The 20,673-nt window shown below is 69.7% G+C and carries 18 protein-coding genes; 10 read left to right on the top strand and 8 right to left on the bottom strand.

Annotated features, from left to right (window positions below; all coding sequences use genetic code 11):
* Positions 1 to 71 precede the first annotated feature (71 nt).
* Positions 72 to 587 carry a 50S ribosomal protein L10 gene (rplJ, locus tag P0Y48_08330; GenBank protein ID WEK12483.1) on the top strand — a complete coding sequence of 172 codons (516 nt, stop codon included), beginning with the start codon at positions 72 to 74 and terminating at the stop codon, positions 585 to 587.
* A gap of 44 nt (positions 588 to 631) precedes the next feature.
* On the top strand, positions 632 to 1,021 hold the full coding sequence (rplL, locus tag P0Y48_08325) for a 50S ribosomal protein L7/L12 (GenBank protein ID WEK12482.1): 390 nt from the start codon (positions 632 to 634) through the stop codon (positions 1,019 to 1,021).
* 72 nt (positions 1,022 to 1,093) lie between these two features.
* On the opposite strand, the gene P0Y48_08320 is transcribed toward rplL, so the two are convergent.
* Positions 1,094 to 2,149, bottom strand: coding sequence for a LacI family DNA-binding transcriptional regulator (locus P0Y48_08320; GenBank protein ID WEK12481.1), 1,056 nt, complete (start codon positions 2,147 to 2,149; stop codon positions 1,094 to 1,096).
* 237 nt (positions 2,150 to 2,386) lie between these two features.
* Between P0Y48_08320 and P0Y48_08315 the strand changes: the two genes are divergently transcribed.
* The 3 genes from P0Y48_08315 to P0Y48_08305 all read left to right on the top strand — a co-directional run bounded on the left by P0Y48_08315 (position 2,387) and on the right by P0Y48_08305 (position 5,923).
* Positions 2,387 to 3,724, top strand: a complete 1,338-nt coding sequence (locus P0Y48_08315; GenBank protein WEK12480.1) for an ABC transporter substrate-binding protein — start codon at positions 2,387 to 2,389, stop codon at positions 3,722 to 3,724.
* A 103-nt stretch (positions 3,725 to 3,827) separates the two neighbouring features.
* The gene (locus tag P0Y48_08310; GenBank protein ID WEK12479.1) at positions 3,828 to 4,967 is read left to right on the top strand and encodes a sugar ABC transporter permease; all 1,140 of its coding nucleotides are present in this window, start codon (positions 3,828 to 3,830) and stop codon (positions 4,965 to 4,967) included.
* Complete coding sequence (locus P0Y48_08305; GenBank protein WEK12478.1) at positions 4,967 to 5,923, top strand: carbohydrate ABC transporter permease; 957 nt, start codon at positions 4,967 to 4,969, stop codon at positions 5,921 to 5,923. The genes P0Y48_08310 and P0Y48_08305 overlap by 1 nt, the downstream gene beginning before the upstream one ends.
* Positions 5,924 to 6,068: 145 nt before the next feature.
* Here the strand turns inward: P0Y48_08305 and P0Y48_08300 are convergent, their stop codons facing one another.
* Positions 6,069 to 6,725 carry a DUF305 domain-containing protein gene (locus P0Y48_08300; GenBank protein ID WEK15041.1) on the bottom strand — a complete coding sequence of 219 codons (657 nt, stop codon included), beginning with the start codon at positions 6,723 to 6,725 and terminating at the stop codon, positions 6,069 to 6,071.
* A 76-nt stretch (positions 6,726 to 6,801) separates the two neighbouring features.
* Complete coding sequence (locus P0Y48_08295) at positions 6,802 to 7,533, bottom strand: DUF3105 domain-containing protein (GenBank protein ID WEK12477.1); 732 nt, start codon at positions 7,531 to 7,533, stop codon at positions 6,802 to 6,804.
* Between the two features lie 211 nt (positions 7,534 to 7,744).
* Between P0Y48_08295 and P0Y48_08290 the strand changes: the two genes are divergently transcribed.
* The 5 genes from P0Y48_08290 to P0Y48_08270 all read left to right on the top strand — a co-directional run bounded on the left by P0Y48_08290 (position 7,745) and on the right by P0Y48_08270 (position 13,990).
* The gene (locus P0Y48_08290) at positions 7,745 to 9,070 is read left to right on the top strand and encodes a multidrug effflux MFS transporter (protein WEK12476.1); all 1,326 of its coding nucleotides are present in this window, start codon (positions 7,745 to 7,747) and stop codon (positions 9,068 to 9,070) included.
* Between the two features lie 34 nt (positions 9,071 to 9,104).
* Complete coding sequence (locus P0Y48_08285) at positions 9,105 to 9,734, top strand: phosphatase PAP2 family protein (protein WEK12475.1); 630 nt, start codon at positions 9,105 to 9,107, stop codon at positions 9,732 to 9,734.
* Between the two features lie 4 nt (positions 9,735 to 9,738).
* On the top strand, positions 9,739 to 11,667 hold the full coding sequence (locus P0Y48_08280; GenBank protein ID WEK12474.1) for a DUF853 family protein: 1,929 nt from the start codon (positions 9,739 to 9,741) through the stop codon (positions 11,665 to 11,667).
* Positions 11,668 to 11,791: 124 nt separating this feature from the next.
* On the top strand, positions 11,792 to 13,384 hold the full coding sequence (locus tag P0Y48_08275) for an SDR family oxidoreductase (GenBank protein ID WEK12473.1): 1,593 nt from the start codon (positions 11,792 to 11,794) through the stop codon (positions 13,382 to 13,384).
* Between the two features lie 9 nt (positions 13,385 to 13,393).
* The gene (locus tag P0Y48_08270) at positions 13,394 to 13,990 is read left to right on the top strand and encodes an N-acetyltransferase (protein WEK12472.1); all 597 of its coding nucleotides are present in this window, start codon (positions 13,394 to 13,396) and stop codon (positions 13,988 to 13,990) included.
* Between the two features lie 11 nt (positions 13,991 to 14,001).
* On the opposite strand, the gene cydC is transcribed toward P0Y48_08270, so the two are convergent.
* The 5 genes from cydC to P0Y48_08245 form a co-directional block, all read right to left on the bottom strand.
* The gene (gene cydC, locus P0Y48_08265; protein ID WEK12471.1) at positions 14,002 to 15,675 is read right to left on the bottom strand and encodes a thiol reductant ABC exporter subunit CydC; all 1,674 of its coding nucleotides are present in this window, start codon (positions 15,673 to 15,675) and stop codon (positions 14,002 to 14,004) included.
* Positions 15,672 to 17,378, bottom strand: coding sequence for a thiol reductant ABC exporter subunit CydD (cydD, locus tag P0Y48_08260; protein WEK12470.1), 1,707 nt, complete (start codon positions 17,376 to 17,378; stop codon positions 15,672 to 15,674). The genes cydC and cydD overlap by 4 nt, the downstream gene beginning before the upstream one ends.
* Positions 17,379 to 17,462: 84 nt before the next feature.
* Positions 17,463 to 18,494 (bottom strand): cytochrome d ubiquinol oxidase subunit II, encoded by a 1,032-nt coding sequence (gene cydB, locus P0Y48_08255; GenBank protein ID WEK12469.1) that lies wholly within the window; start codon positions 18,492 to 18,494, stop codon positions 17,463 to 17,465.
* Positions 18,495 to 18,503: 9 nt separating this feature from the next.
* Positions 18,504 to 19,949 (bottom strand): cytochrome ubiquinol oxidase subunit I, encoded by a 1,446-nt coding sequence (locus P0Y48_08250; GenBank protein WEK12468.1) that lies wholly within the window; start codon positions 19,947 to 19,949, stop codon positions 18,504 to 18,506.
* Positions 19,950 to 20,048: 99 nt separating this feature from the next.
* The gene (locus P0Y48_08245) at positions 20,049 to 20,672 is read right to left on the bottom strand and encodes an ArsR family transcriptional regulator (protein ID WEK12467.1); all 624 of its coding nucleotides are present in this window, start codon (positions 20,670 to 20,672) and stop codon (positions 20,049 to 20,051) included.
* Position 20,673 lies beyond the last annotated feature (1 nt).

Genomic DNA, 20,673 nt, shown 5'->3' with positions numbered 1-20,673 from the left:
GCGGGGTCGACCAGCGTGCGGAGGCTGACGCACCGCCACCGCGGCGCGTCACGCACACACAAGGAGTGGCCATGGCGCAGAAGGAAGCATCGGTCGCCGAGCTCACGAAGCACTTCGAGGACTCGACTGCCGTTCTGCTCACCGAGTACCGCGGTCTGACGGTTGCCCAGCTCAAGGAGCTGCGCAACACGATCCGTCAGGACGCGGAATACGCCGTGGTGAAGAACACGCTGACCAAGATCGCCGCGCGCAACGCGGGGGTCGAAGGTCTGGATGACGAGCTCAAGGGCCCGTCCGCCATCGCCTTCGTGCACGGTGACCCGGTCGCCGTCGCGAAGGGCCTGCGTGCCTTCGCCAAGGCACACCCTCTGCTGGTGATCAAGGGCGGGTACTTCGACGGTGCCGCCCTGACCGCCGACGAGGTGAACAAGCTCGCCGATCTCGAGAGCCGTGAAGTCCTGCTGGCGAAGCTCGCCGGTGCGATGAAGGCCTCGCTGACCAAGGCGGCCTACGTCTTCAACGCGCTCCCGTCGAAGGCCGTTCGCACGGTCGACGCGCTGCGCGAGAAGCAGGAGTCCGCGGCCTGAATCCGGGCTTCGGCATAGTACAACCCCAATCAAGGAGAATCATCATGGCAAAGCTCAGCACTGAGGAGCTGCTCGAGGCGTTCAAGGAGCTCACGCTCATCGAGCTCAGCGAGTTCGTCAAGGCGTTCGAGGAGACCTTCGACGTCACCGCCGCCGCTCCCGTCGCGGTCGCCGCTGCCGGCGCCCCCGCCGGTGGCGCCCCCGCCGAAGAGGCCGAGGAGAAGGACTCGTTCGACGTCGTTCTCGAGGCCGCCGGCGACAAGAAGATCCAGGTCATCAAGGTCGTCCGCGAGCTCACCTCGCTCGGCCTGGGTGAGGCGAAGGCCGTCGTCGACGGTGCTCCCAAGGCTGTCCTCGAGGGCGCCAACAAGGAGACCGCCGAGAAGGCCAAGGCCGCTCTCGAAGAGGCCGGCGCTTCGGTGACCCTGAAGTAATCTCGCTCACGCGAATCGAAGGCCCCCGGGTTCATCCCGGGGGCCTTCTGCGTGCGGTCACTGTCCGTGTGGTTACTCCGTGGCCGTGCCGCGGATGAGGTCGGCGTCGAGCACGGCGGAGCTCTGTGCGTCGACGGCCGAGGTGGTGCTGCGCACGATGAGGCGCGCGTGCATCTGCACGTGGGTGATCGGACGGTCCGGGTCGGCGATCTGCGCGAGCAGCATCTCTACGGCGGCGCGCCCCTGTTGCCGCGGCACCTGCTGGAGGGTCGTCAGCGAGAACATCTCCGCGTACTCGTGGTCGTCGATGCCGACCACGCTGAGCTCGCTCGGAACGTGGATGCCGAGGCGTCGTGCCGCGATGATGGCACCGACGGCGACCTCGTCGCACACCGCGACGATGCCGGTCGGCCGCTGCCGCGCATCGCCCAGCAGGTCGACGGCGGACTGGTAGCCGCCGGGGAGCGAGACCTCGGAGCGCACGTGGCGGATGCGGTCGCTCATGCCCGCTTCGGACATGGCGCTCTCGTACCCGGAGAGCCGCTGACGGTCGACGTGGGCCCAGTGCACCCCCGTGCCGCCGCCCAGGAAGGCGATCTGCGTGTGACCGAGCCCCAGCAGGTGCTCGGTCGCGCGCCGCGCCGCGTAGTCGTCGTCGATCGCGATGAGACTGGCATCCTCACCCGAGCCGACCACGCTGACGATGGGGCGTCCGATCTGCACGAGCTGCTCGAGCTCGTGATCCTGCGGTTCCAGTCCGACCGCGATGAGACCGTCGAACCGCTTGCGCGCCAGGAAATCGCCGAAGATGCGGTCGCGACCCGGCGTTCCCGGTTTCGCGTCGTACAGAGTCAGGTCCAGCCCCCGCTCCAACAGCGTCTGCTGGATGCCTTCGAGCACTTCGGCGAAGAACCAGCGATTGACGTAGGGCATGACCACGCCGATGTTCTGCGTGCGGCCCGTCGCGAGGCTCACGGCGCTCGTGGAGGGCACGTAGCCGAGCTCGTCCGCCACCTCCCGCACACGCTGCCGCGTCGCGTCGGACACGTAGCCGCTGCCGGTCAGAGCGCGACTGGCGGTCGCCTTCGAGACGCCCGCGCGAGCGGCGACCTCAGCGATGCCGGCCATGAACTCCCCTTCGAGTCGGAACGGGGGAACTCTATCCGATTTTCCCTTGCTTATGGAACCGGTTGCGTTGCCGGTCGTCGCCATACTTCCGCGGAATCACGGGCCGTTATCGGGTTGTGATGTGGGTGATGTTGTGAGTTCCCTGGCCGTTCCCCTAGCCTGTGCTGGAAGCGGTTCCCTATCGGGGAATCGGCGTGCGCCCGGAGGCTTTCCGGGCACTCAATGAGGAGGAATCACATGGGGATGGCACAGCGACGTCTACTCGCCCCGCTCGCCGTCATCGGCGTTGCCGGCATCGCGCTCGCAGGCTGCAGCGGCGGCCCGGGATCGGGCAACAACGGCAACAACGGCTCGGAGGGTACCGACGACAACGTCGTCACCGTCTACGGCACGATCGCCGACACCGAGGCCGAGCTGCTCGAGCAGTCGTGGGCCGACTTCGAGGCGGAGTCCGGCATCGACATCAAGTACGAGTCGTCGAAGGAGTTCGAGGCGCAGATCGCCGTCCGGGCGCAGGGAGGCAGCGCACCCGACATCGCGATCTTCCCGCAGCCGGGACTCATGGCCGACATCGCCAACCTCGGCTACCTGAAGGAAGCCCCCGACGCCGTGAAGGCCAACGTCGAATCCGGCTGGTCCGAGGACTGGGCCAACTATGGCACGGTCGACGGCACGCTCTACGGCGCGCCGCTCATGGCATCCGTCAAGGGCTGGATCTGGTACTCGCCGTCGTTCTTCGCGGACAACGGCTACGAGGTTCCGACCGACTGGCAGGGCCTGCTCGACCTGACGGCGCAGATCCAGGCCGACACCGACCAGCCGCCGTGGTGCATCGGCTTCGGCTCGGATGCCGCGACCGGCTGGCCGGGCACCGACTGGATCGAGGACCTCGTCCTGCGTCAGTCGGGCACGGAGGTCTACGACAAGTGGATCGCGAACGAGACGCCCTTCACCGACCCGGCCATCAAGTCGGCGTTCGACGAGTTCGGCAAGATCGCGCTGAACCCCGACTACGTCAACGCCGGATTCGGCGGCACCGACACGATCGTGACGACGCCGTTCGGCGACCCGGCACAGGCTCTCGTCGACGGTGACTGCGCGCTGCACCACCAGGCATCCTTCTACGACGGCTTCGTCACCGACGCCGGCGGCGAGGTCGCCGAAGACGGCGACATCTGGGCCTTCCTGATGCCTCCGTTCGAGGCGGGCGGCGCCAGCGACGGCGCAGTCGTCACCGGTGGTGGCGAGATCGTCGCCGCGTTCGACGACGCCGAGTCGACCCAGAAGGTGCAGGAGTACCTCTCCAGCCCCGAGTGGGCCAACTCGCGTGTGTCGCTCGGCGGTGTCATCAGCGCCAACAAGGGCCTCGACCCGGCCAACGCCTCCAGCAACATTCTGAAGGCGGCCATCGAGATCCTCCAGGCCGAGACCACCACGTTCCGCTTCGACGCGTCCGACCTCATGCCGGGCGCCGTCGGTTCGGGCACGTTCTTCAAGGGCATGGTCGACTGGGTGAACGGCACCGACACGGACAGCGTGCTCCAGCAGATCGAGTCCGGCTGGCCGTCCGAGTGATCTGACACCGAGTGGGACCGTCCCGGAAGGGGCGGTCCCACTCCCCACTCTCCCGGCGGTAGCCCGCCGCCGCCGAGTCCGATGTCGCACTCGAAAGGCTTCCATGACCATTCAAGACTTCTTCCGGTGGCTGTCCACCCTCAACCCGTGGCTGGAGATCGTCGTCATCATCGGCGTGTTCCTGGCCGTGGTGGCACTCATCCTGTTCCTCATCGAGATCGCGCCGCGACCCGGGCGCGTCTACACGATCATCCGATTGATCGCCTGCGTGGTGGGCCCTGCGCTCGTCCTCGTGATCATGCAGTCCTGGGTCGAGGCGGCGGCAGCCGCCGCGGTGCTCGGTCTGCTGTTCTTCTTCCTCGATAAGCGCGCCAAGGGCGGCGCGGGATCGATGTTCCAGCTCGTCGGATTCCTGACGCCGGCGCTGGCGCTGCTGATCGTCGGTCTCGTCATCCCGACGATCCAGACGATCTTCCAGGCGTTCATGAACCGCACGGGCGACACGTTCGTGGGCTTCGAGAACTTCGCGTGGATCTTCACGCAGCCGCAGAACGTGCGCGTCATCATCAACACGATCCTGTGGGTGCTGATCGCGCCGGTCATCTCGACGATCGCGGGACTCGCCTACGCGTACTTCATCGACAAGACGCGCGGTGAGAAGTACTACAAGATCCTCGTGTTCATGCCGATGGCGATCTCGTTCGTCGGGGCATCGATCATCTGGCGCTTCATGTACACGGCGCGTCCCGAGGGACAGAACCAGATCGGCTTCCTGAATCAGGTGATCGTGTGGTTCGGGGGAGAGCCCTACAACTTCCTCGCCGACGACCCGTGGAACACGTTCTGGCTGATCGTCGTCTTCATCTGGATTCAGACCGGTTTCGCGATGGTGGTGCTGTCGGCCGCGATCAAGGGAGTGCCCGGTGAGCAGCTGGAAGCTGCGGAGCTCGATGGCACGAACGCGTGGCAGCGTTTCATCAACGTCGTCGTCCCCGGCATCCGGCCCGCGCTGATCGTCGTCCTGACGACCATCTCGATCGGATCGCTGAAGGTGTTCGACATCGTCCGGACGATGACCGCCGGTGCCAACAGCACCTCGGTGCTCGCGAACGAGATGTACACGCAGTTCCGCAGCTTCGAGCAGGGCCGGTCTGCGGCCTTCGCGCTGATCCTGTTCGTGCTGGTGCTCCCGATCGTGATCTACAACGCCGTCCAGCTCAAGAAGCAGAGGGAGATCCGCTGATGACCGTCGCACCCGCAGCCCTGTCGGTCGACGACCAGACGGCACGTCGCGTGAAGCGCGGCGAGAAGAAGATGTTCACCGGTACGAAGAAGCGTCTCAGTTCGCCGTGGGCGACGGCGGCGGCGCTCATCATCGCCGCCGTGTGGACGGTCCCGACGTTCGGACTCTTCCTCACCTCGTTCCGTCCTCGCGAGTTCATCAACACCACCGGTTGGTGGACGATCTTCGAGAACTGGGGCTTCACGCTCGACAACTACGCGACCGCGCTCCAGACCGGCAACAGCCAGCTGAACATGGCGGGGGCGTTCGTGAACTCGTTCGCGATCACCCTTCCGGCCACGGTGCTGCCGATCGCGATCGCCCTCCTGGCGGCCTACGCGTTCGCGTGGATGGACTTCCGCGGCAAGAACATCCTCTTCATCGGGGTGTTCGCGCTGCAGATCGTGCCCATCCAGATGGCTCTCATCCCCGTGCTGCAGTTCTTCGCGCGGGGCGAGATCCTCGGGTTCCCCGTCATCGAGGCGTTCGGCTCGGTCGGGTACGCCCAGGTGTGGATCGCCCACACCATCTTCGGCCTGCCGCTGGTGATCTATTTGCTCCACAACTTCGTCTCGGAGATCCCGGGCGAGGTCATCGAGGCGGCACGCGTGGACGGTGCCGGTCACGGACAGATCTTCTTCCGGATCATCCTGCCCCTGACCGCTCCCGCCATCGCGTCGGTCGCGATCTTCCAGTTCCTCTGGGTCTGGAACGATCTGCTCGTCGCGCTCATCTTCGCCGACGGCAACGTGGCGCCGATCACGAAGCTGCTCGCCGAGATGACCGGCAGCCGCGGTCAGGACTGGTATCTGCTCACGGCCGGTGCGTTCATCGCGCTGATCGTGCCACTGATCGTGTTCCTGTCGCTGCAGCGCTTCTTCGTCCGCGGCCTCCTGGCCGGGTCGACGAAGGGCTGACGCAGAGGCAACAGCCCGGCACCATCCGCATCGGGGTCGCACACATCACGTGTGCGGCCCCGATGCGGTGTGCGGCACATGTGTCGGCAGGGCCGACCCGGGAACCCTGCACGTGTCGCCCGTGGCGATTCCCCGCGCGGCGGCCTCAGCCGGTGCAGCCGAGTCGCTGCTGCATCGAGGTCATGGCGTCGATCTCGAACTGCTGCGCGTTCTTCATCCGCTCGGCCACCGCGAGCACCTGCGGGTCGCTGCCGAGTTCGAGCACGGCGTCGGCCATGGGAATGGCGCCCTCGTGGTGGCGGATCATCAACGTGAGGAACGTGCAGTCTGCGGCCCCGCCCGTGGCGTCGGCGAGCTCCGCCAGTTCGGCGTCGCTGGCCATGCCCATCGCGACGCGCGCCTCTTCCTCGGTGAGCGGGGCGTCGCTCGTCCCGCCGTGCTCGTGACCGGCCTCGGATGCCGACATCCACTGCATCGTCGGTCCACCGATCTGGGGGAGACCCCACTGCACGAGCCAGCCGTACAGGAGGCCCTTCTGCTCCGACTGCCCCGTGGCGATGTCGTACGCGAGCGTCCGCAGGTCACCGTCGGACGTCTTCCGGTAGATCGTCATCGCCATGTCGATCGCCTGGGCGTGGTGCACCTGCATGTCGCGGGCGAAGCCGGCCTCCGCCGAGGTGTCGGCGGGCGTCGTGGGGGCGATATCGAAGGCGGAGAATCGGCCGATCGCGAACGCCGCCCCGGCCACCGCGAGAGCGACCAGCAGCACGGCCCACCACGGCGGGAGGGTGCGCGTCTCCAACGTCGCGGCATCCGTCGTCGCGGCATCCGTCGTCTCGGGTTCTGGCGCCTCCGGTTCCTTCACGATCGTCGCCGGGTCAGGACTGCTTGCCGGGGGCGTCGAGCGCTCCCGTGCAGGCGGCGTTGGGCTCGGGCGCGCTCGTGCTGCGCCAGTACGCGCTGAGGAACTCGCCGATGCGGGCGTCGTCGGCCGAGTCGACCGTGATCTGGGCGTTCCAGGCGCTCACGACGATGGGCGAGGGGAGGCCGTCGTACGGCGAGAGGATGACGTAGCTCGACGGCAGCTGCGACCGAAGGGCGGACACCTCGGACTCGCCGACGCGGGCGGGGTCGTACGTGACCCACACGGCACCGTGCTCGAGCGAGTGGACCGCGTTGACGTTGGGAACGGGCTCGGAGTACACGCCGCAGTTGAGCCAGACGGGGTTGTGGTCCCCGCCGGCCGGCGGGGTCTGCGGGTAGGTCACATCGCCCTCGACGTGGGTGGCGGTGTTGGTGAAGGTCTCCAGGCCCGTGATGCCCGCGCCGTCGCCGTCGCCGCGCTCGAGGGTCACCGGTCGCGGCGTGAAGAGGATCGACGCGACGACGAGGGCGACGACGGCAAGACCGGCGGTCGACCCGACGACCCACCAGAGGAGCTTGCTGCGGCGGCGCTTCTCGAGCTGACGCTGGTACTCCGCGAGCTTGGCCTGCTTCTGCGCCTCGCGCTGCTGCTTGGCGGTCTGGGCGATCTTGGCCTGCGTCGCGGGGTTTCCGCTCGCACGCTGGTTCGACGAAGAAGGCTGGCCGGACGAAGAAGTCGGGGTCATGTGCGTGATCTCGGCTCGGGGGGCGATGGGAGCGTCCGCGCGATGCGCAGGGGCGGGTCAATTCTATGCACCGGCATGAGCCCGGATGCTGGGAAAGCGCTAAGATCGATATGCCTTCGAATCGATTCGGCACCGCCCCCGCAGGAACTTCTCCGCTTATCCGGGCGCTCATGCTCTTCGATCCTCCGTCTCCTCCCCTCGTCAGGACCTCGTGCGCGACAACGCTTCCCCCTCCGATCCGGCCGCCCGTCCCACCGCCACCGGCGCCATCCGCACCCTCGGCGCGCACCCCGCGACGGCGCCCATCGTGCTGCACCCTGGTGACCGCATCCCCACCTCGCGTCGGGTGCTCTACGTCATCCTCCTCGGCGCCCTCACGGCGCTCGGCCCGTTCACGATCGACCTCTACCTGCCGGCCTTCCCCGTGCTGCGCGAGGACTTCGGGACGACGGATGCCGCGATCCAGCTCACCCTGACCGGCACCATGATCGGCTTCGCGCTCGGGCAGCTGATCGTCGGCCCGCTGAGCGACAAGGTGGGGAGGCGGCTGCCGCTCCTGGCGGTGACGGCTCTGCACGTGCTGGCCAGCACGGCGGCGGCGCTTGCGCCGTCGCTCGAGCTGCTGTCGGCGGCGCGCGTGCTCATGGGCGCGGGCGCGGCGGCGGGCGGTGTCGTGGCGGCGGCGATCGTCCGCGACCTGTTCGGCGGACGACGGCTGGTGGTCATGCTGTCGCGGCTCGCGCTCGTCTCGGGGGTGGCGCCGGTGCTCGCCCCGCTCGTGGGGTCGGGCCTGCTCCTGGTCACCTCGTGGCGCGGGATCTTCGGCGTGCTCGCCGTCTACGGCGCGGTCATGCTGATCTCGGCCATCGTGTTCATCCCGGAGACGCTGCCCAAGGCGCGGCGGCAGGATCGCGGGGCGACCACCGTGTGGCAGCGCTACCGGAGCGTCTTCAGCGACCGCGTGTTCATCGGCGTGCTCATCATCGGCGGCATGACCTTCTCGGGTCTGTTCTCCTATCTCTCGGCGTCGTCGTTCCTGTTCCAGGAGTCGTACGGCTTCGACGCGCAGCAGTACGGTCTGCTCTTCGCCGCGAACTCCCTGGGCGTCGTGCTCGGTGTGCAGGTGGCCGCGCGTCTGGCGGCTCGGTTCGGTCCGCAGTGGGTGCTCGCCTGGTCGACGGCGGTGCTCGCCGTGGCCGCGGTGGCCATCATCGTCACCGATCAGCTCGGCCTCGGGCTCTGGGGCACCGTGGTGCCGCTGTTCTTCTTCATGACCGCCTGCGGGTTCACCTTCCCCTGCGTGCAGGTGCTCGCTCTCGACCGGCACGGGAACGCCGCCGGTACCGCGCAGTCGATCGTCGGCGCCACGAACTTCGGCGTCGCCGGCATCATCTCGCCGCTCGTCGGCTGGATCGCGAAGGATGCCGGCATCACCGCCACCACGATGGCATCCGTCATGGTCGGCTGCGCCGTCATCGGTTTCGCGTCGCTGTGGCTGATCGTGCGGCCCCGGTCGGTGGAACGCCTCGCGCCCTGACGCTGCGCGCGGCGGCATCCTCTACGCTGAGGCGATGCGCGTGACGGACGTCGAGATCACCTGGGGGCTGCAGCGCCTCGTCATCGGACTCGTGCTGGCTACGGCCGCCGTCGTCCTCGGCATCGCGGTGGCGCTCGAGACCGACATCGACATCGACCTCTGGTGGAACACGACGGTCGGATCGATCCTGCCGGCCTTCACCGAGCTCTCCTACCTGCTCGACTTCCTCGGCGGCGGCTGGTTCGCCACCTACGTCGTGCCGCTCGGCGGATGCCTCGCCCTCGTCGCGGCGCGGCGGTGGCGATCGGGCCTGTACTTCTTGACGGCATCGGCGGTGAGTGCCGCGATCGTCCAACTCCTGAAGGCGATCTTCGGACGCCTGCGTCCCGAAGACATCCTCGTCATCTCCGACCACGGCTCCTTCCCTTCGGGACATACCGCCAACGCGGCGACGATCGCCGTCGCGGCCGCGATCATCTTCCCCCGGTGGTGGGTGGCGCTGATCGGAGCGGCGTGGGCCCTCGTCATGGCGTTCAGCCGCACGCAGGTGCACGCGCACTGGCTCAGCGACACCCTCGGAGGAGTGCTCATCGGCACGGGCGCCGCCCTCATCGTCGCTGCCGCGTTCACCCTGCCGCTGGCGAGGGAGCGCTCGCTAGGCTGAGCGCATGACCGCGCCCGACGAAGCCGCTGCCGCCGAGATCGCCCGACTCCAGGCCGAGGCGGAGGCCGCCGAAGCGGCGCTGAAACTCGCGCAGGCCAAGGCCGCGCTCGCCGCCGCGCAGGCCGCCGCCGCGCAGGGAGGCGCGACGCCGGCAGCCGAGGCGGCACCGGCGCCGGAGGCGGGGGCGGTACCCGAAGAGGTCCCCGCGTCCGAGGCGGCACCGGCGCCCGAGGTCGCACCGGCATCCGAGGCGGCACCGGCACGGGCACCCGAGGCCGCCCCGGCACCGGCCGCGGCAACCGGACCGCTGGATGCCGACGAGATCGCGGCCATCGTGAAGGGCTACACGTTCGACGGCGAGACGCTCGACCTCGGCGCGCTCATGAACGCCGAACCCGTCCCGAGTGCACAGATCCGCATCCCGCTCGGGATGATGAACCGCCACGGCCTCGTCGCGGGCGCCACCGGAACGGGCAAGACGCGCACCCTGCAAGGACTCGCGGAGCAACTCGCCGCCAAGGGCGTGCCGGTGTTCGCCGCCGACATCAAGGGCGACCTGTCCGGTGTCGCGACGCCGGGGGAGCCGAGCGACAAGCTGCTGGCGCGCACCCGCGGGATCGGACAGGACTGGATGCCGACGGCATCCGTCACGGAGTACTTCGCCCTCGGCGGCATCGGCAAGGGCGTTCCGGTGCGGGCGACCGTCTCGGGATTCGGCCCGCTGCTGCTCAGCAAGGTGCTGGGGCTCAACGCCACGCAGGAGTCGAGCCTCGGCCTCGTCTTCCACTACGCCGACGAGAACGGCCTCGCCCTCGTCGACCTGTCCGATCTGCGCGCCGTGCTGACCTATCTGACGAGCGACGACGGCAAGGCGGAGCTGAAGGGCCTCGGCGGCCTGTCGGCGGCGACCGCCGGGGTGATCCTGCGCGAACTCATCACCTTCGCCGACGACGGCGCCGACGTCTTCTTCGGCGAGCCCGAGTTCGACGTCGCCGACTTCCTGCGGACGGCGCCCGACGGGCGCGGAGTGCTCTCCCTGCTCGAGGTGCCCGGCGTGGCCGACAAGCCCGCGCTCTTCTCGACGTTCCTCATGTACTTGCTCGCCGAGCTGTTCGAGATCCTCCCCGAGGTCGGCGACCCCGACAAACCCAAGCTCGTCTTCTTCTTCGACGAGGCGCACCTGCTCTTCCGCGACGCGTCGAAGGACTTCCTCGCGGCGATCACGCAGACCGTCCGCCTGATCCGGTCGAAAGGCGTCGGCGTCTTCTTCGTGACCCAGACGCCGAAGGACGTCCCCGGCGACGTGCTCGCCCAGTTGGGCTCCCGTGTGCAGCACGCTTTGCGCGCCTTCACGCCCGACGACGCCAAGGCCCTCCGCGCCACTGTGGGCACCTACCCGAAGAGCGGCTACGACCTCGAACGCACTCTGCAGGAGCTCGGCACGGGCGAGGCGATCGTCACGGTCATGAGCGAGAAGGGTGCGCCGACGCCTGTCGCCTGGACGCGGTTGCGCGCACCGCAGGGCCTGATGTCGCCCACGCCCGATCCCGACATCGAGCGGGCCGTGCACGCCTCGCCCCTGCTGGCGAAGTACGGCACGGCGATCGACCGGGAGTCGGCGCGGGAAATCCTGACGGCCAAGATGAACGCCGCCGCCGAGAAGGACGCCGCCGAGACCGCCGCGGCGGAGAAGGCGAAGGCGGATGCCGAGTACGCCCGGCAGCAGGCCGCCGTCGCGAAGGCCGACGCGGCAGCCGAGAAGGAGCGTCAGCGCGAGTACGACCGCATCATGAAAGCCACCGGCGGCAGCACGCGCACCCGTACGACGCGGAAGAAGGAGGCGTCGCCGCTCGAGCAGGTGCTGAACTCCAAGGCGACCCAGTCGATCCTCACGTCGGTCATCCGCGGTGTGTTCGGCAACGGCCGCCGCTGACCGACCGACGCCGTCGCCGCGCCGGCGCCATACCCCGGGCCGGCGTGCGTTGGGTCGCATGCCTTGTCAGCGCGCCGTGCGCAAGGGGTTGGGCGGTCCGCTCTCCACGACGTAGGGTCTCGACATGGCTGAGACCGACCCGAGCGCGCACGACGACGACACGACGCTGTCATCGCCGACCGGACGCGAACCCGCACTGCGCGCGATCACGCGTCCCGACGGGTCGGCCCCGCGAGCTCTCGTCCTCGGGGCGACCGGCTATCTCGGCGGCCGGCTCGTGCCGCGCCTCCTCGCCGCCGGCTACCGGGTGCGCGTGCTCGTCCGGCATCCGGGACGACTGCCGGCGTTCGCGTGGGGCGACGACGTCGAGGTCGTCGAAGGGTCGGCATCCGACGCTGCGGCGGTCGCCGAGGCCGTTCCCGACGTCGACGTGCTCTTCTACCTCATCCACTCGATGGGGCAAGGCGCGGGCTTCGAGGAGAGCGACCTGGCAGCGGCCCGCACCGTCGCGGCCGCGGCGGCCGCGGCATCCGTGGGGCGCATCGTGTACCTCGGCGGGCTCCACCCCGACGCCACCGAGCTGAGCCCGCACCTGCGCTCGCGCGTGGCCGTCGGCGAGGAGTTCCTGCGCAGCGGCGTGCCGACGCTCGTGCTGCAGGCCGGCGTCGTGATCGGATCGGGCTCGGCATCGTTCGAGATGATCCGCCACCTCACGGAGGTGCTTCCCTACATGCCCGCGCCCCGGTGGGTGCGCAACCGCATCCAGCCGATCGCCGTGCGCGACGTGTTGCACTACCTGCTCGGCGCCGCCCGGGTCGCCGCCGATGTCAACCGCACGGTCGACATCGGCGGGCCCGATGTGCTCCGCTACGGGCAGATGATGAACGGCTACGCCGTGGAAGCGGGGCTGCGGCAGCGTCCGATCGCCGCGCTGCCCGTGCTGACCCCGGGGCTCGCGTCGCACTGGGTCAACGTGGTCACGCCCGTGCCGCGATCGATCGCTCGCCCGCTCATCGCCTCCCTCGTGCACGACTGCGTCATGCACGACCACGATGTCGACGAACTGATCCCGCGCCCCGACGGCGGCCTCACCGGCTATCGCGAAGCCGTCGCGCTCGCCCTCGGGCGCGTCGAGGGCGACGCCGTGGAGACCAGCTGGCAGGATGCCGCGGTCTCGGGCGTGCCGTCCGACCCGCTCCCGAGCGACCCCGACTGGGCGGGACGCACCGTCTACACCGACGTGCGCACCGCGCGTACGACCGCGTCGCCCGCCCGGCTGTGGGAGGTCATCGAGGGGATCGGCGGTGAGAGCGGGTGGTACTCCGCCCCGGTGCTGTGGGCGCTGCGCGGTTGGATGGACCGGCTCGTCGGCGGCGTCGGGCTCTCACGCGGACGCCGCAGCCGTTCGCGCGTGGCAGTCGGTGACGCCGTGGACTTCTGGCGGGTCGAGCGCGTCGAACCCGGCCGCCTCCTGCGCCTGCGGGCGGAGATGCGGGTGCCGGGACTCGCGTGGTTGGATCTCGCGTGTGACCCCGGGGATGCCGGTGGCGCCCTCTACCGGCAGCGGGCGGTGTTCTTCCCGCGCGGCCTCGCCGGGCGGCTGTACTGGCTCGCCGTGCTCCCGTTCCACGGCTTCATCTTCCGCGGGATGGCCAACCGGATCACGGCGGCGGCGGAAGCCCTCCCCGACGCCCCGGCGGCCGTCGCGGCTCCGTAGACTCGGGCCGTGCCTCGCATCCGTCCGTTCCGTCCCGGCGATGAGCCCGCCCTGGCGGAGATCTGCCTGCGCACCGCCGATGCCGGCGGCGACGCGACCGGCGTGTTCGACGACGACGACCTCTGGGCGGAGGTGTTCGTCCTGCCGTATGTGTCACGGCATCCCGACCTCGCGTTCGTCGTCGAGGACGACGCGGGCACGCCGAGGGGCTACGTCGTCGGCACTCCCGACACCCGCGCCTTCGAGGACTGGTTCGCCACGCAGTGGTGGCCGCGGTTCGCTGCGCGCTGGCCCCGGCCGGATTCCGAACGCACGCGCCAGGACGGCACGCTGATCTACGCCTACGGGCGACGCGCCGGGGCGGAGCCGTACGGTGACGACCACCCCGCCCACCTCCACATCGACCTGCTCCCGGAGCTCCAGGGACAGGGATGGGGGAGGCGCCTCATCGACACCCTCGCCGACGCGCTGCGGGAGCGCGGCGTGCCCGGTCTCCACCTCGTCGCCTCGTCGGACAACACCGGAGCGCTGGCGTTCTACACCCGGCTCGGGTTCGCGCCCCTCCCGTCGCACGCGGGCGTGCAGGCCTTCGCCAAGACGCTCTGAGACGAGCGGCGTCAGCCGACGATCCGGCCGCGGTCGAGACGCACCGTGCGGTCGACGAGACCCTCCGGCACCGTGACGTGCGAGATCAGCACGACGGCGCGATCGTCGCCGACGGCGAGGAGCAGATCGCGCAGGAGAGCATCGGACGCAGCGGGGTCGACACCGGCCGTCGGCTCGTCGAGGACGAGTACGTCGAACCCGCGCAGGAGGGCCCGCGCCAGGGCGATCCGCTGCGCCTGACCGCCCGAGACGAGGGCGCCGCGCTCGCCGACCCTCGCGTCGAGTCCGCCGCGTTCGCGCACCCACGCGCCGAGCCCGACCCGCTCGAGCACACCCAGGAGATCGTCGTCGCGGGCGGTGTCGCGCGCGAAGAGGAGGTTCTGCCGGATGTCCTCGTCGAAGAGCATGGGGCTCTGCTCGCACAGACCCACCGTCAGCCGGACGTCGTCGGGGGAGAGGGCGCGCGCATCCGCACCGCCGATCGTGTACGACCCGTCGATCTCCAGGAAGCGGACGAGGACGTGCGCGAGCGTCGTCTTCCCCGCGCCGCTCGAGCCGACCACGAGCACCCGCTCGCCCGGGGCGACATCGAGATCGACATCGTGCAGAGCGGACCCCTCGGCATCCGGCCAGGAGGCGGACACCCCACGCAGCCGCAGGCCCGACCCCGCGGGGGACGCGAGAGGAGGTGCGATCCCGGTGCCGGCGGTCTCGCGCGGCAGCTCCGGGGGTGCCTCCGCCGGCAGCGCGTCGGCGATACGGCCGGCGGAGGCGCGCACCTGACGCCAGGCGGCGGCGGCGAGCGGCACCGCCGTGAAGACCTCGAACACCGCCATCGGGACGAGGACGGCGACCGCGAACTCCGGCCCGAGCAGTGCTCCGGATGCCACGGCCGGCGCGGCGATCCAGACGGCGAGCACCGAGGCGGCACCGGCCAGGAGCGACACCAGCGCCGTCGTGCCCGCCTGCGCCCCCGCACGACGGACGACCACTCGCCGCAACCGCGCGTCGGCGGCGGCGATGCGTGCCCGGCTCTCCTCCTCCGCGCCGTATGCGACCAGCACGTCGAGGCTGCCGAGATGATCGAGGACGGCGCCGGCGAGGTCGGCACGGAGCGGAGCGATCGTCCGCTCGGCACGCGACCCCGTCGCCCACCCCCAGAAGACCGCGGCAACGCCCGCGGCCACGAGGCAGGCCAGGAGCGTGAGGGCGGCGGGCCACCAGATGACCGCCACGAGAATCACGGCGCCCACCGCGACCGCCGTCGACGACACGAGCGGGAGGACGACGCGCAGCGGCAGATTCTGCAGCTCGTCGACATCGTCGACGAGCGCCCCCAGCACCGAACCGCGACCCGTCCGGCCCAGACCGTCCGGAGCGAACGGCACGATGCGACGAACGAGGTCGGTGCGCGTGGATGCCAATTGCCGCAGCGCCGCGTCGTGGCTCGCGAGGCGCTCCGTGTAGCGGAACGCGGCGCGAGTGAGGGCGAAGAGGCGCACCCCGACGACGGCCGCCGACAGGTACATGAGCAGCGGCTGCTCGCTGGCGCGCACGATGAGCCAGGAACTCACGGCCAGCAGCGCCACCGCCGACGCCTCCGAGGTGAACCCGGCGGCGGCACCGGGCCAGAATCGGCGGGCGGGCGGCATGGCCGAGCGCAGGATCTCCCGCGAGGTGGTCATGCGACGGCCTCCGCGGGGGAGAGGGAGACGACGGCGTCGGCGATCTCGCGGGCCGACGGGCGGTGCGAGACGAGCAGGACGGTCGCGCCGCCATCGGCGATCTCGCGCACCGACGCCCACAGGCGGGCTTCGGTCTCGGCATCGAGGGCGGCGCTGGGCTCGTCCAGGGCGACGACCGATGCCCGCCCGCGCAGATGACGGTGGATCGCCCGCGCGACGGCGACGCGCTGCGCCTGGCCGCCCGACAGCCCCGACCCCTGCACGCCGAGGAGGCGGTCCGGATCGAGGTCGTCGGCACCCGCGAGGCGCAGAGCCCGGGCCACGAGATCGTCCGAGCCGTCGGTACCGGTGCTGTCGGACTCGCCGGCGTCGCCGAGCCTCACGTTGTCGGCGATCGTGCCGGCCACCAGTCCCGGCTGCTGACCCGCCCACGCGAGCCACGTGGAGGATGCGAGCGTCGCGGCATCCGTCCCGTCCACCGTGATGTCACCGCGGTAGGGCGCGGCCGCGCGGAGCGCCGCGAGCAGGCTCGACTTGCCGGAGCCGCTGGGCCCGTCCACGAGGGTGACCGTGCCGGGGCGCGCCTCGAACGAGACCGGCGGGAGGTCGCGCACCGCCACCTCGCGCATCACCAGGACGCCGCGCAAGGAAGCGCCCGCGGCATCCCCGCCGTCATCGGCGGCTGCCGGGCGCCCGCCAACCGCGCGGCGGTGATCGTCGAGTACGGCGAAGACGTCGTCGGTGGCTGCGACACCCTCCGCTGCGGCGTGGAACTGCACGCCCACCTGCCGCAGCGGCAGGTACGCCTCGGGTGCGAGCAGCAGCACGAACAGGCCCACGGTGAGGGTCAGCAGGCCGTCCATCAGGCGGAAGCCGATCGAGACCGCAACGATGGCGACGGCGATCGAGGCCAGGAGCTCCAGCGCGAAACCGGAGAGGAACGAGACCCGCAGCACCCGCATCGTCTCTTTGCGGTAGGTGTCGGTGACCGTGCCGATCGATGCCACGGCGCGGTGATGCCGTCCGAACACCTTCAGGGTCGACAGCCCCCGCACCGTGTCGGAGAAGCGGGCGGCGAGCCGTCCGAGCGTCTGCCACTGTCGCTGCTGGACCGACCGCGTCGCCAGGCCGATCAGCACCATGAACAGCGGGATGAGCGGGAGGGTCAAGAGCACGGTGAGGCCCGAGATCCAGTCTTGCCACCACATGACCGCCAGCAGTACGGGGGTCGCTATCGCGGTCTGCACGAGCTGAGGGAGGTAGCGCGAGAAGTACGCGTCGAGGGCCTCCAGTCCGCGCCCCGCCGTCACCGCGAGCCGCGCGCTGTTCTGCGACGCGATCCACCCTGGCCCCAGGAGTCCGACGGCGGAGAGGAGATGGCGGCGCAGCTGGCTCTGCACGCGGGCGGCGGCGCGAGCGGCGACGGTCTCCCTCGTCCACAGCAGAACCGCCCGCAGAACGATCACCCCCACCAGCAGGAGCAGCGTCTCCCCGAGCGCGCCGTCGAGCGGCTCGCCGGCGATCGCCCCCGTGACGGCCTGCGTGAGGAGCCACGCGAAGGCGACGATGACGGCCGTCTGCGCGAGTCCGATCACGGCGATCGCAACGAAGAACCCGCGCGACGCCGACGCATACCGCAGCAGGCGCGGATCGACCGGGCGCGTCCGGGTGCGCGCGCGACCTTCGCCTGCAGTGGTGGTCATGGTTCTTCGACCCTACTTCGGTTCCGCGCAGCGCCCCGGCGGCAGGTCACCGGCGCCGGCCAGGGCACCGGGCGCGGCGGCCGGTCAGTGGGCGACGGCGTTGGCCTTCTCGATCACGGCGCGCGTCACGCGCTTGCGGAACACCCAGTACGTCCAGCCCTGGTACAGCAGCACCATCGGCAGGAAGATGAGGGCCGCCCAGCTCATGATCTCCAGGGTCAGCTGGGTGCTGGACGCGTTGGAGATCGTCAGGCTGTTCGCGACGTCGGTCGAGGAGGGCATGACGAACGGGAACAGGGCCAGCCACAGCGTGAGGACGGCGAAGACGATCGTCACGGCGCCCGCGGCGAAGGCGCGGCCGTCGCGGTCGACCCAGTTGAAGGCGACGGATGCCAGCAGCGACACGGCCGCGATGACACCGCACGCGATGACCGCCCACAGGAGCGGAGCCTCACGGCCCGCGGCGATCAGCACGGTCCACACGACCGTTCCGGCGGCGAACAGCACCGTGGGGATCGAGAGCTTCTTGGCGAGCGCCTGCGCGTCGTGGTGCACCTGGCCGTCGGTCTTCAGCCCCACGAAGTAGACGCCGTGGAGGAAGAAGAGGAGGAGCGTCGTGACGCCGACCCACAGGCCGTAGGGGTTCAGCAGCGTGAGGAACGAGCCGGTGAACTCGTGGTCGGCATCGATCGGCACGCCCTGGACGATGTTGCCCACCGCGACGCCCCACAGGAGCGCGGGCACGGCCGATCCGATCGTGATCATCCAGTCGAAACGACGCTTCCAGCGCGGGTCGTCGCGCTGGTGGCGGTACTCGAACGACACTCCGCGCGCGATGAGGGCGAGCAGGATCAGCAGGAGAGCGAGGTAGAACCCGCTGAAGAGCGTCGCGTACCACTCGGGGAACGCGGCGAACAGGCAGGCGCCGGCGACGATGACCCAGGTCTCGTTGAGGTCCCACACGGGGCCGATCGTGTTGATGACCTGACGGCGCGACACCTCGTCCTTGCCGAGAAAGGGGAGGGACATGCCCACGCCGAAGTCGAATCCGTCGAGCACGAAGTAGCCGACGAAGAGCACTCCGACGATGAAGAACCAGAGGTAGGCGAGATCCATGGCGTACTCCTAGTAGACCGTCGTGGGGGTCTCGTCGATCGACAGCTCCGAGGGCTGTGGATCGTCGGGTCCGGGAAGGGGATCGGGTCCGGTCTGCACGGTCTTGAAGATGAGGCCGAACTCGACCACCGCGAGGATCAGGTAGATGAGTGTGAACGCCACGAGCGAGATCAGCACGCTCCAGCCGGGCACGCTCGGTGAGACACCGTCCTCCGTGAGCATCAGGCCGAAGACGATCCACGGCTGGCGTCCCATCTCCGTGAAGATCCAGCCGACGAGGATGCCGAGCAGCGCGAGGGGCGCCTGCCAGATCGCGATCTTCCACATCCAGCCCGCCACGGGGCGCTTCGCGTTCTTGCGCGTGACCCAGAGGCCGACGACGGCGATGAGGGCGGCGAGGCCGCCGAAGCCCATCATCCAGCGGAACGACCAGTAGGTGACCCACAGGATGGGCGCGAAGTTGCCGTCGACCTGGTCGGCGAACTGCGGGAAGAGCTCGGTCGTGTACTGCAGGTTGAGGTCGTTGATGCCCTCGACGCAGCCGTTGAAATCGTGCGTGGAGAGGAAGGCGAGCAGGTAGGGCACGCGCAGCGACCAGATCTCGCTCGTTCCGTCGGGGGTGCCGATCGAGAACAGGGAGAAGGAGGCGTCGGCGCCGCACGCAGAGTTGAACATCGCTTCGGCGGCGGCCATCTTCATCGGCTGGGTCTCGACCATGACCAGGCCCAGCTGATCGCCCGAGAGCGCGACCCCGGCGAAGGCGATGATCATCGACCAGAGGCCGAGCTTGAGGGCGGGGCGCATCATCTCGTCGTGCTGCCGGCGGGAGAGGTGCCACGCGGCGACGGCGATCATGACCCCGGCGGCGAACATGATCGCCGAGAAGATCGTGTGCGGGAACTGCGTGAGGGCGACGGGGTTGGTCAGGACGGCGCCGAAGTCGGCCATCTCCGCGCGGTGCCCCTCGGTCGACATCCGGTAGCCGACGGGGTTCTGCATGAAGGCGTTGGCGGCGAGGATGAAGTACGCCGACAGCCACGTGCCGAACACCGTGATCCAGATCGTGGCGAGGTGGATGCCGCGGGGCAGGCGGTTCCAGCCGAAGATCCACAGCCCGATGAAGGTCGCCTCGAAGAAGAACGCCATGAGGCCCTCGAAGGCGAGGGGGGCGCCGAACACGTCGCCGACGAAGCGGCTGTAGGACGACCAGTTCATGCCGAACTGGAACTCCTGCACGATGCCCGTGACGATGCCCATCGCGAAGTTGATGAGGAAGATCTTCCCGAAGAACCGCGTGAGGTGGAGCCACTTCACGTCGGCCGTGCGGAACCACATGCTCTGGAAGATCGCGACGAACAGCGACATCCCCAGCGTCAGGGGGACGAAGATGAAGTGGTACAGCGTCGTGAGCCCGAATTGCCACCGAGCCAGCAGCAGCGGATCCAGAAAGTCCATGCGAGTCCCTCCCGAGCGTGGGTCTTCCTGTTGACTGAAGGTACAGACGTCACGCGCGAGCCGATCGCGTGTGCGCCGTGAATAACGGCAGGCGGGCGATCAGTCGCCGGTGGCCGCGTGGATGAGCTGCACGACGCACTGGCGCGGGTCGCACGAAGAGCGCATGCCGTCGACCGACAGCGGGCCGCCGGCCTCGCTCAGCACGCTCTGCATGAGGCCGAGGTGCACGCTGCACAGCACCTCGCGGTGCGCGGCCTGGGCTTCCGCCTGCGCACACGGCGTGAGGTCGACGGTGAGCTCCGTCTCGTCGACGAGGGGATCGAATCCGGCGTCGATCAGATCGTCGATCAGCGCGTCGACCTGGTGGAGCGCTTCGGTGTCGAGTTCGGGAGGGGCGCCGGGGAGCACCCGACGCATGAGGTCGCCCCGCTCGGCGGCGGCCTTCACCTTCCGGCGCTGCACGGGGCTCGACGCGCGGAGGCCGTCGGCGACGCTGTAGAGCACGCGCGGCCGGCCACGCGTGGTGCGCAGCTCGGGGAGGGCCACGACATAGCCGTCGTCGATGAGGCGCTGCAGATGCTCGCGCACCGTATTGGGGTGGAGGCTCGTGGCATCCACGAGCTCGGTGATCGTGCGCTGCGGTCGCTCCTGGATGAGGTGCAGCAGCTCGACGCGGGAGTAGCTGGAGATTGCGCTGTAGCCGACGGGACGCCCTGTGGTCATA

The organism is Candidatus Microbacterium phytovorans (assembly GCA_029202445.1).
In the GTDB taxonomy this organism is placed as follows: Bacteria; Actinomycetota; Actinomycetes; order Actinomycetales; family Microbacteriaceae; genus Microbacterium; species Microbacterium phytovorans.
Note: the sequence above shows the minus strand (reverse complement) of the source record. Positions and strands in the feature narration are given on the sequence as shown.

Coding starts and splice junctions, on each gene's coding strand:
- rplJ (WEK12483.1), top strand. CDS start 72: ATGGCGCAGAAGGAAGCATCGGTCGCCGAGCTCACGAAGCACTTCGAG.
- rplL (WEK12482.1), top strand. CDS start 632: ATGGCAAAGCTCAGCACTGAGGAGCTGCTCGAGGCGTTCAAGGAGCTC.
- P0Y48_08320 (WEK12481.1), bottom strand. CDS start 2,149: ATGGCCGGCATCGCTGAGGTCGCCGCTCGCGCGGGCGTCTCGAAGGCG.
- P0Y48_08315 (WEK12480.1), top strand. CDS start 2,387: ATGGGGATGGCACAGCGACGTCTACTCGCCCCGCTCGCCGTCATCGGC.
- P0Y48_08310 (WEK12479.1), top strand. CDS start 3,828: ATGACCATTCAAGACTTCTTCCGGTGGCTGTCCACCCTCAACCCGTGG.
- P0Y48_08305 (WEK12478.1), top strand. CDS start 4,967: ATGACCGTCGCACCCGCAGCCCTGTCGGTCGACGACCAGACGGCACGT.
- P0Y48_08295 (WEK12477.1), bottom strand. CDS start 7,533: ATGACCCCGACTTCTTCGTCCGGCCAGCCTTCTTCGTCGAACCAGCGT.
- P0Y48_08285 (WEK12475.1), top strand. CDS start 9,105: ATGCGCGTGACGGACGTCGAGATCACCTGGGGGCTGCAGCGCCTCGTC.
- P0Y48_08280 (WEK12474.1), top strand. CDS start 9,739: ATGACCGCGCCCGACGAAGCCGCTGCCGCCGAGATCGCCCGACTCCAG.
- P0Y48_08275 (WEK12473.1), top strand. CDS start 11,792: ATGGCTGAGACCGACCCGAGCGCGCACGACGACGACACGACGCTGTCA.
- cydC (WEK12471.1), bottom strand. CDS start 15,675: ATGACCACCTCGCGGGAGATCCTGCGCTCGGCCATGCCGCCCGCCCGC.
- cydD (WEK12470.1), bottom strand. CDS start 17,378: ATGACCACCACTGCAGGCGAAGGTCGCGCGCGCACCCGGACGCGCCCG.
- cydB (WEK12469.1), bottom strand. CDS start 18,494: ATGGATCTCGCCTACCTCTGGTTCTTCATCGTCGGAGTGCTCTTCGTC.
- P0Y48_08250 (WEK12468.1), bottom strand. CDS start 19,949: ATGGACTTTCTGGATCCGCTGCTGCTGGCTCGGTGGCAATTCGGGCTC.
- P0Y48_08245 (WEK12467.1), bottom strand. CDS start 20,672: ATGACCACAGGGCGTCCCGTCGGCTACAGCGCAATCTCCAGCTACTCC.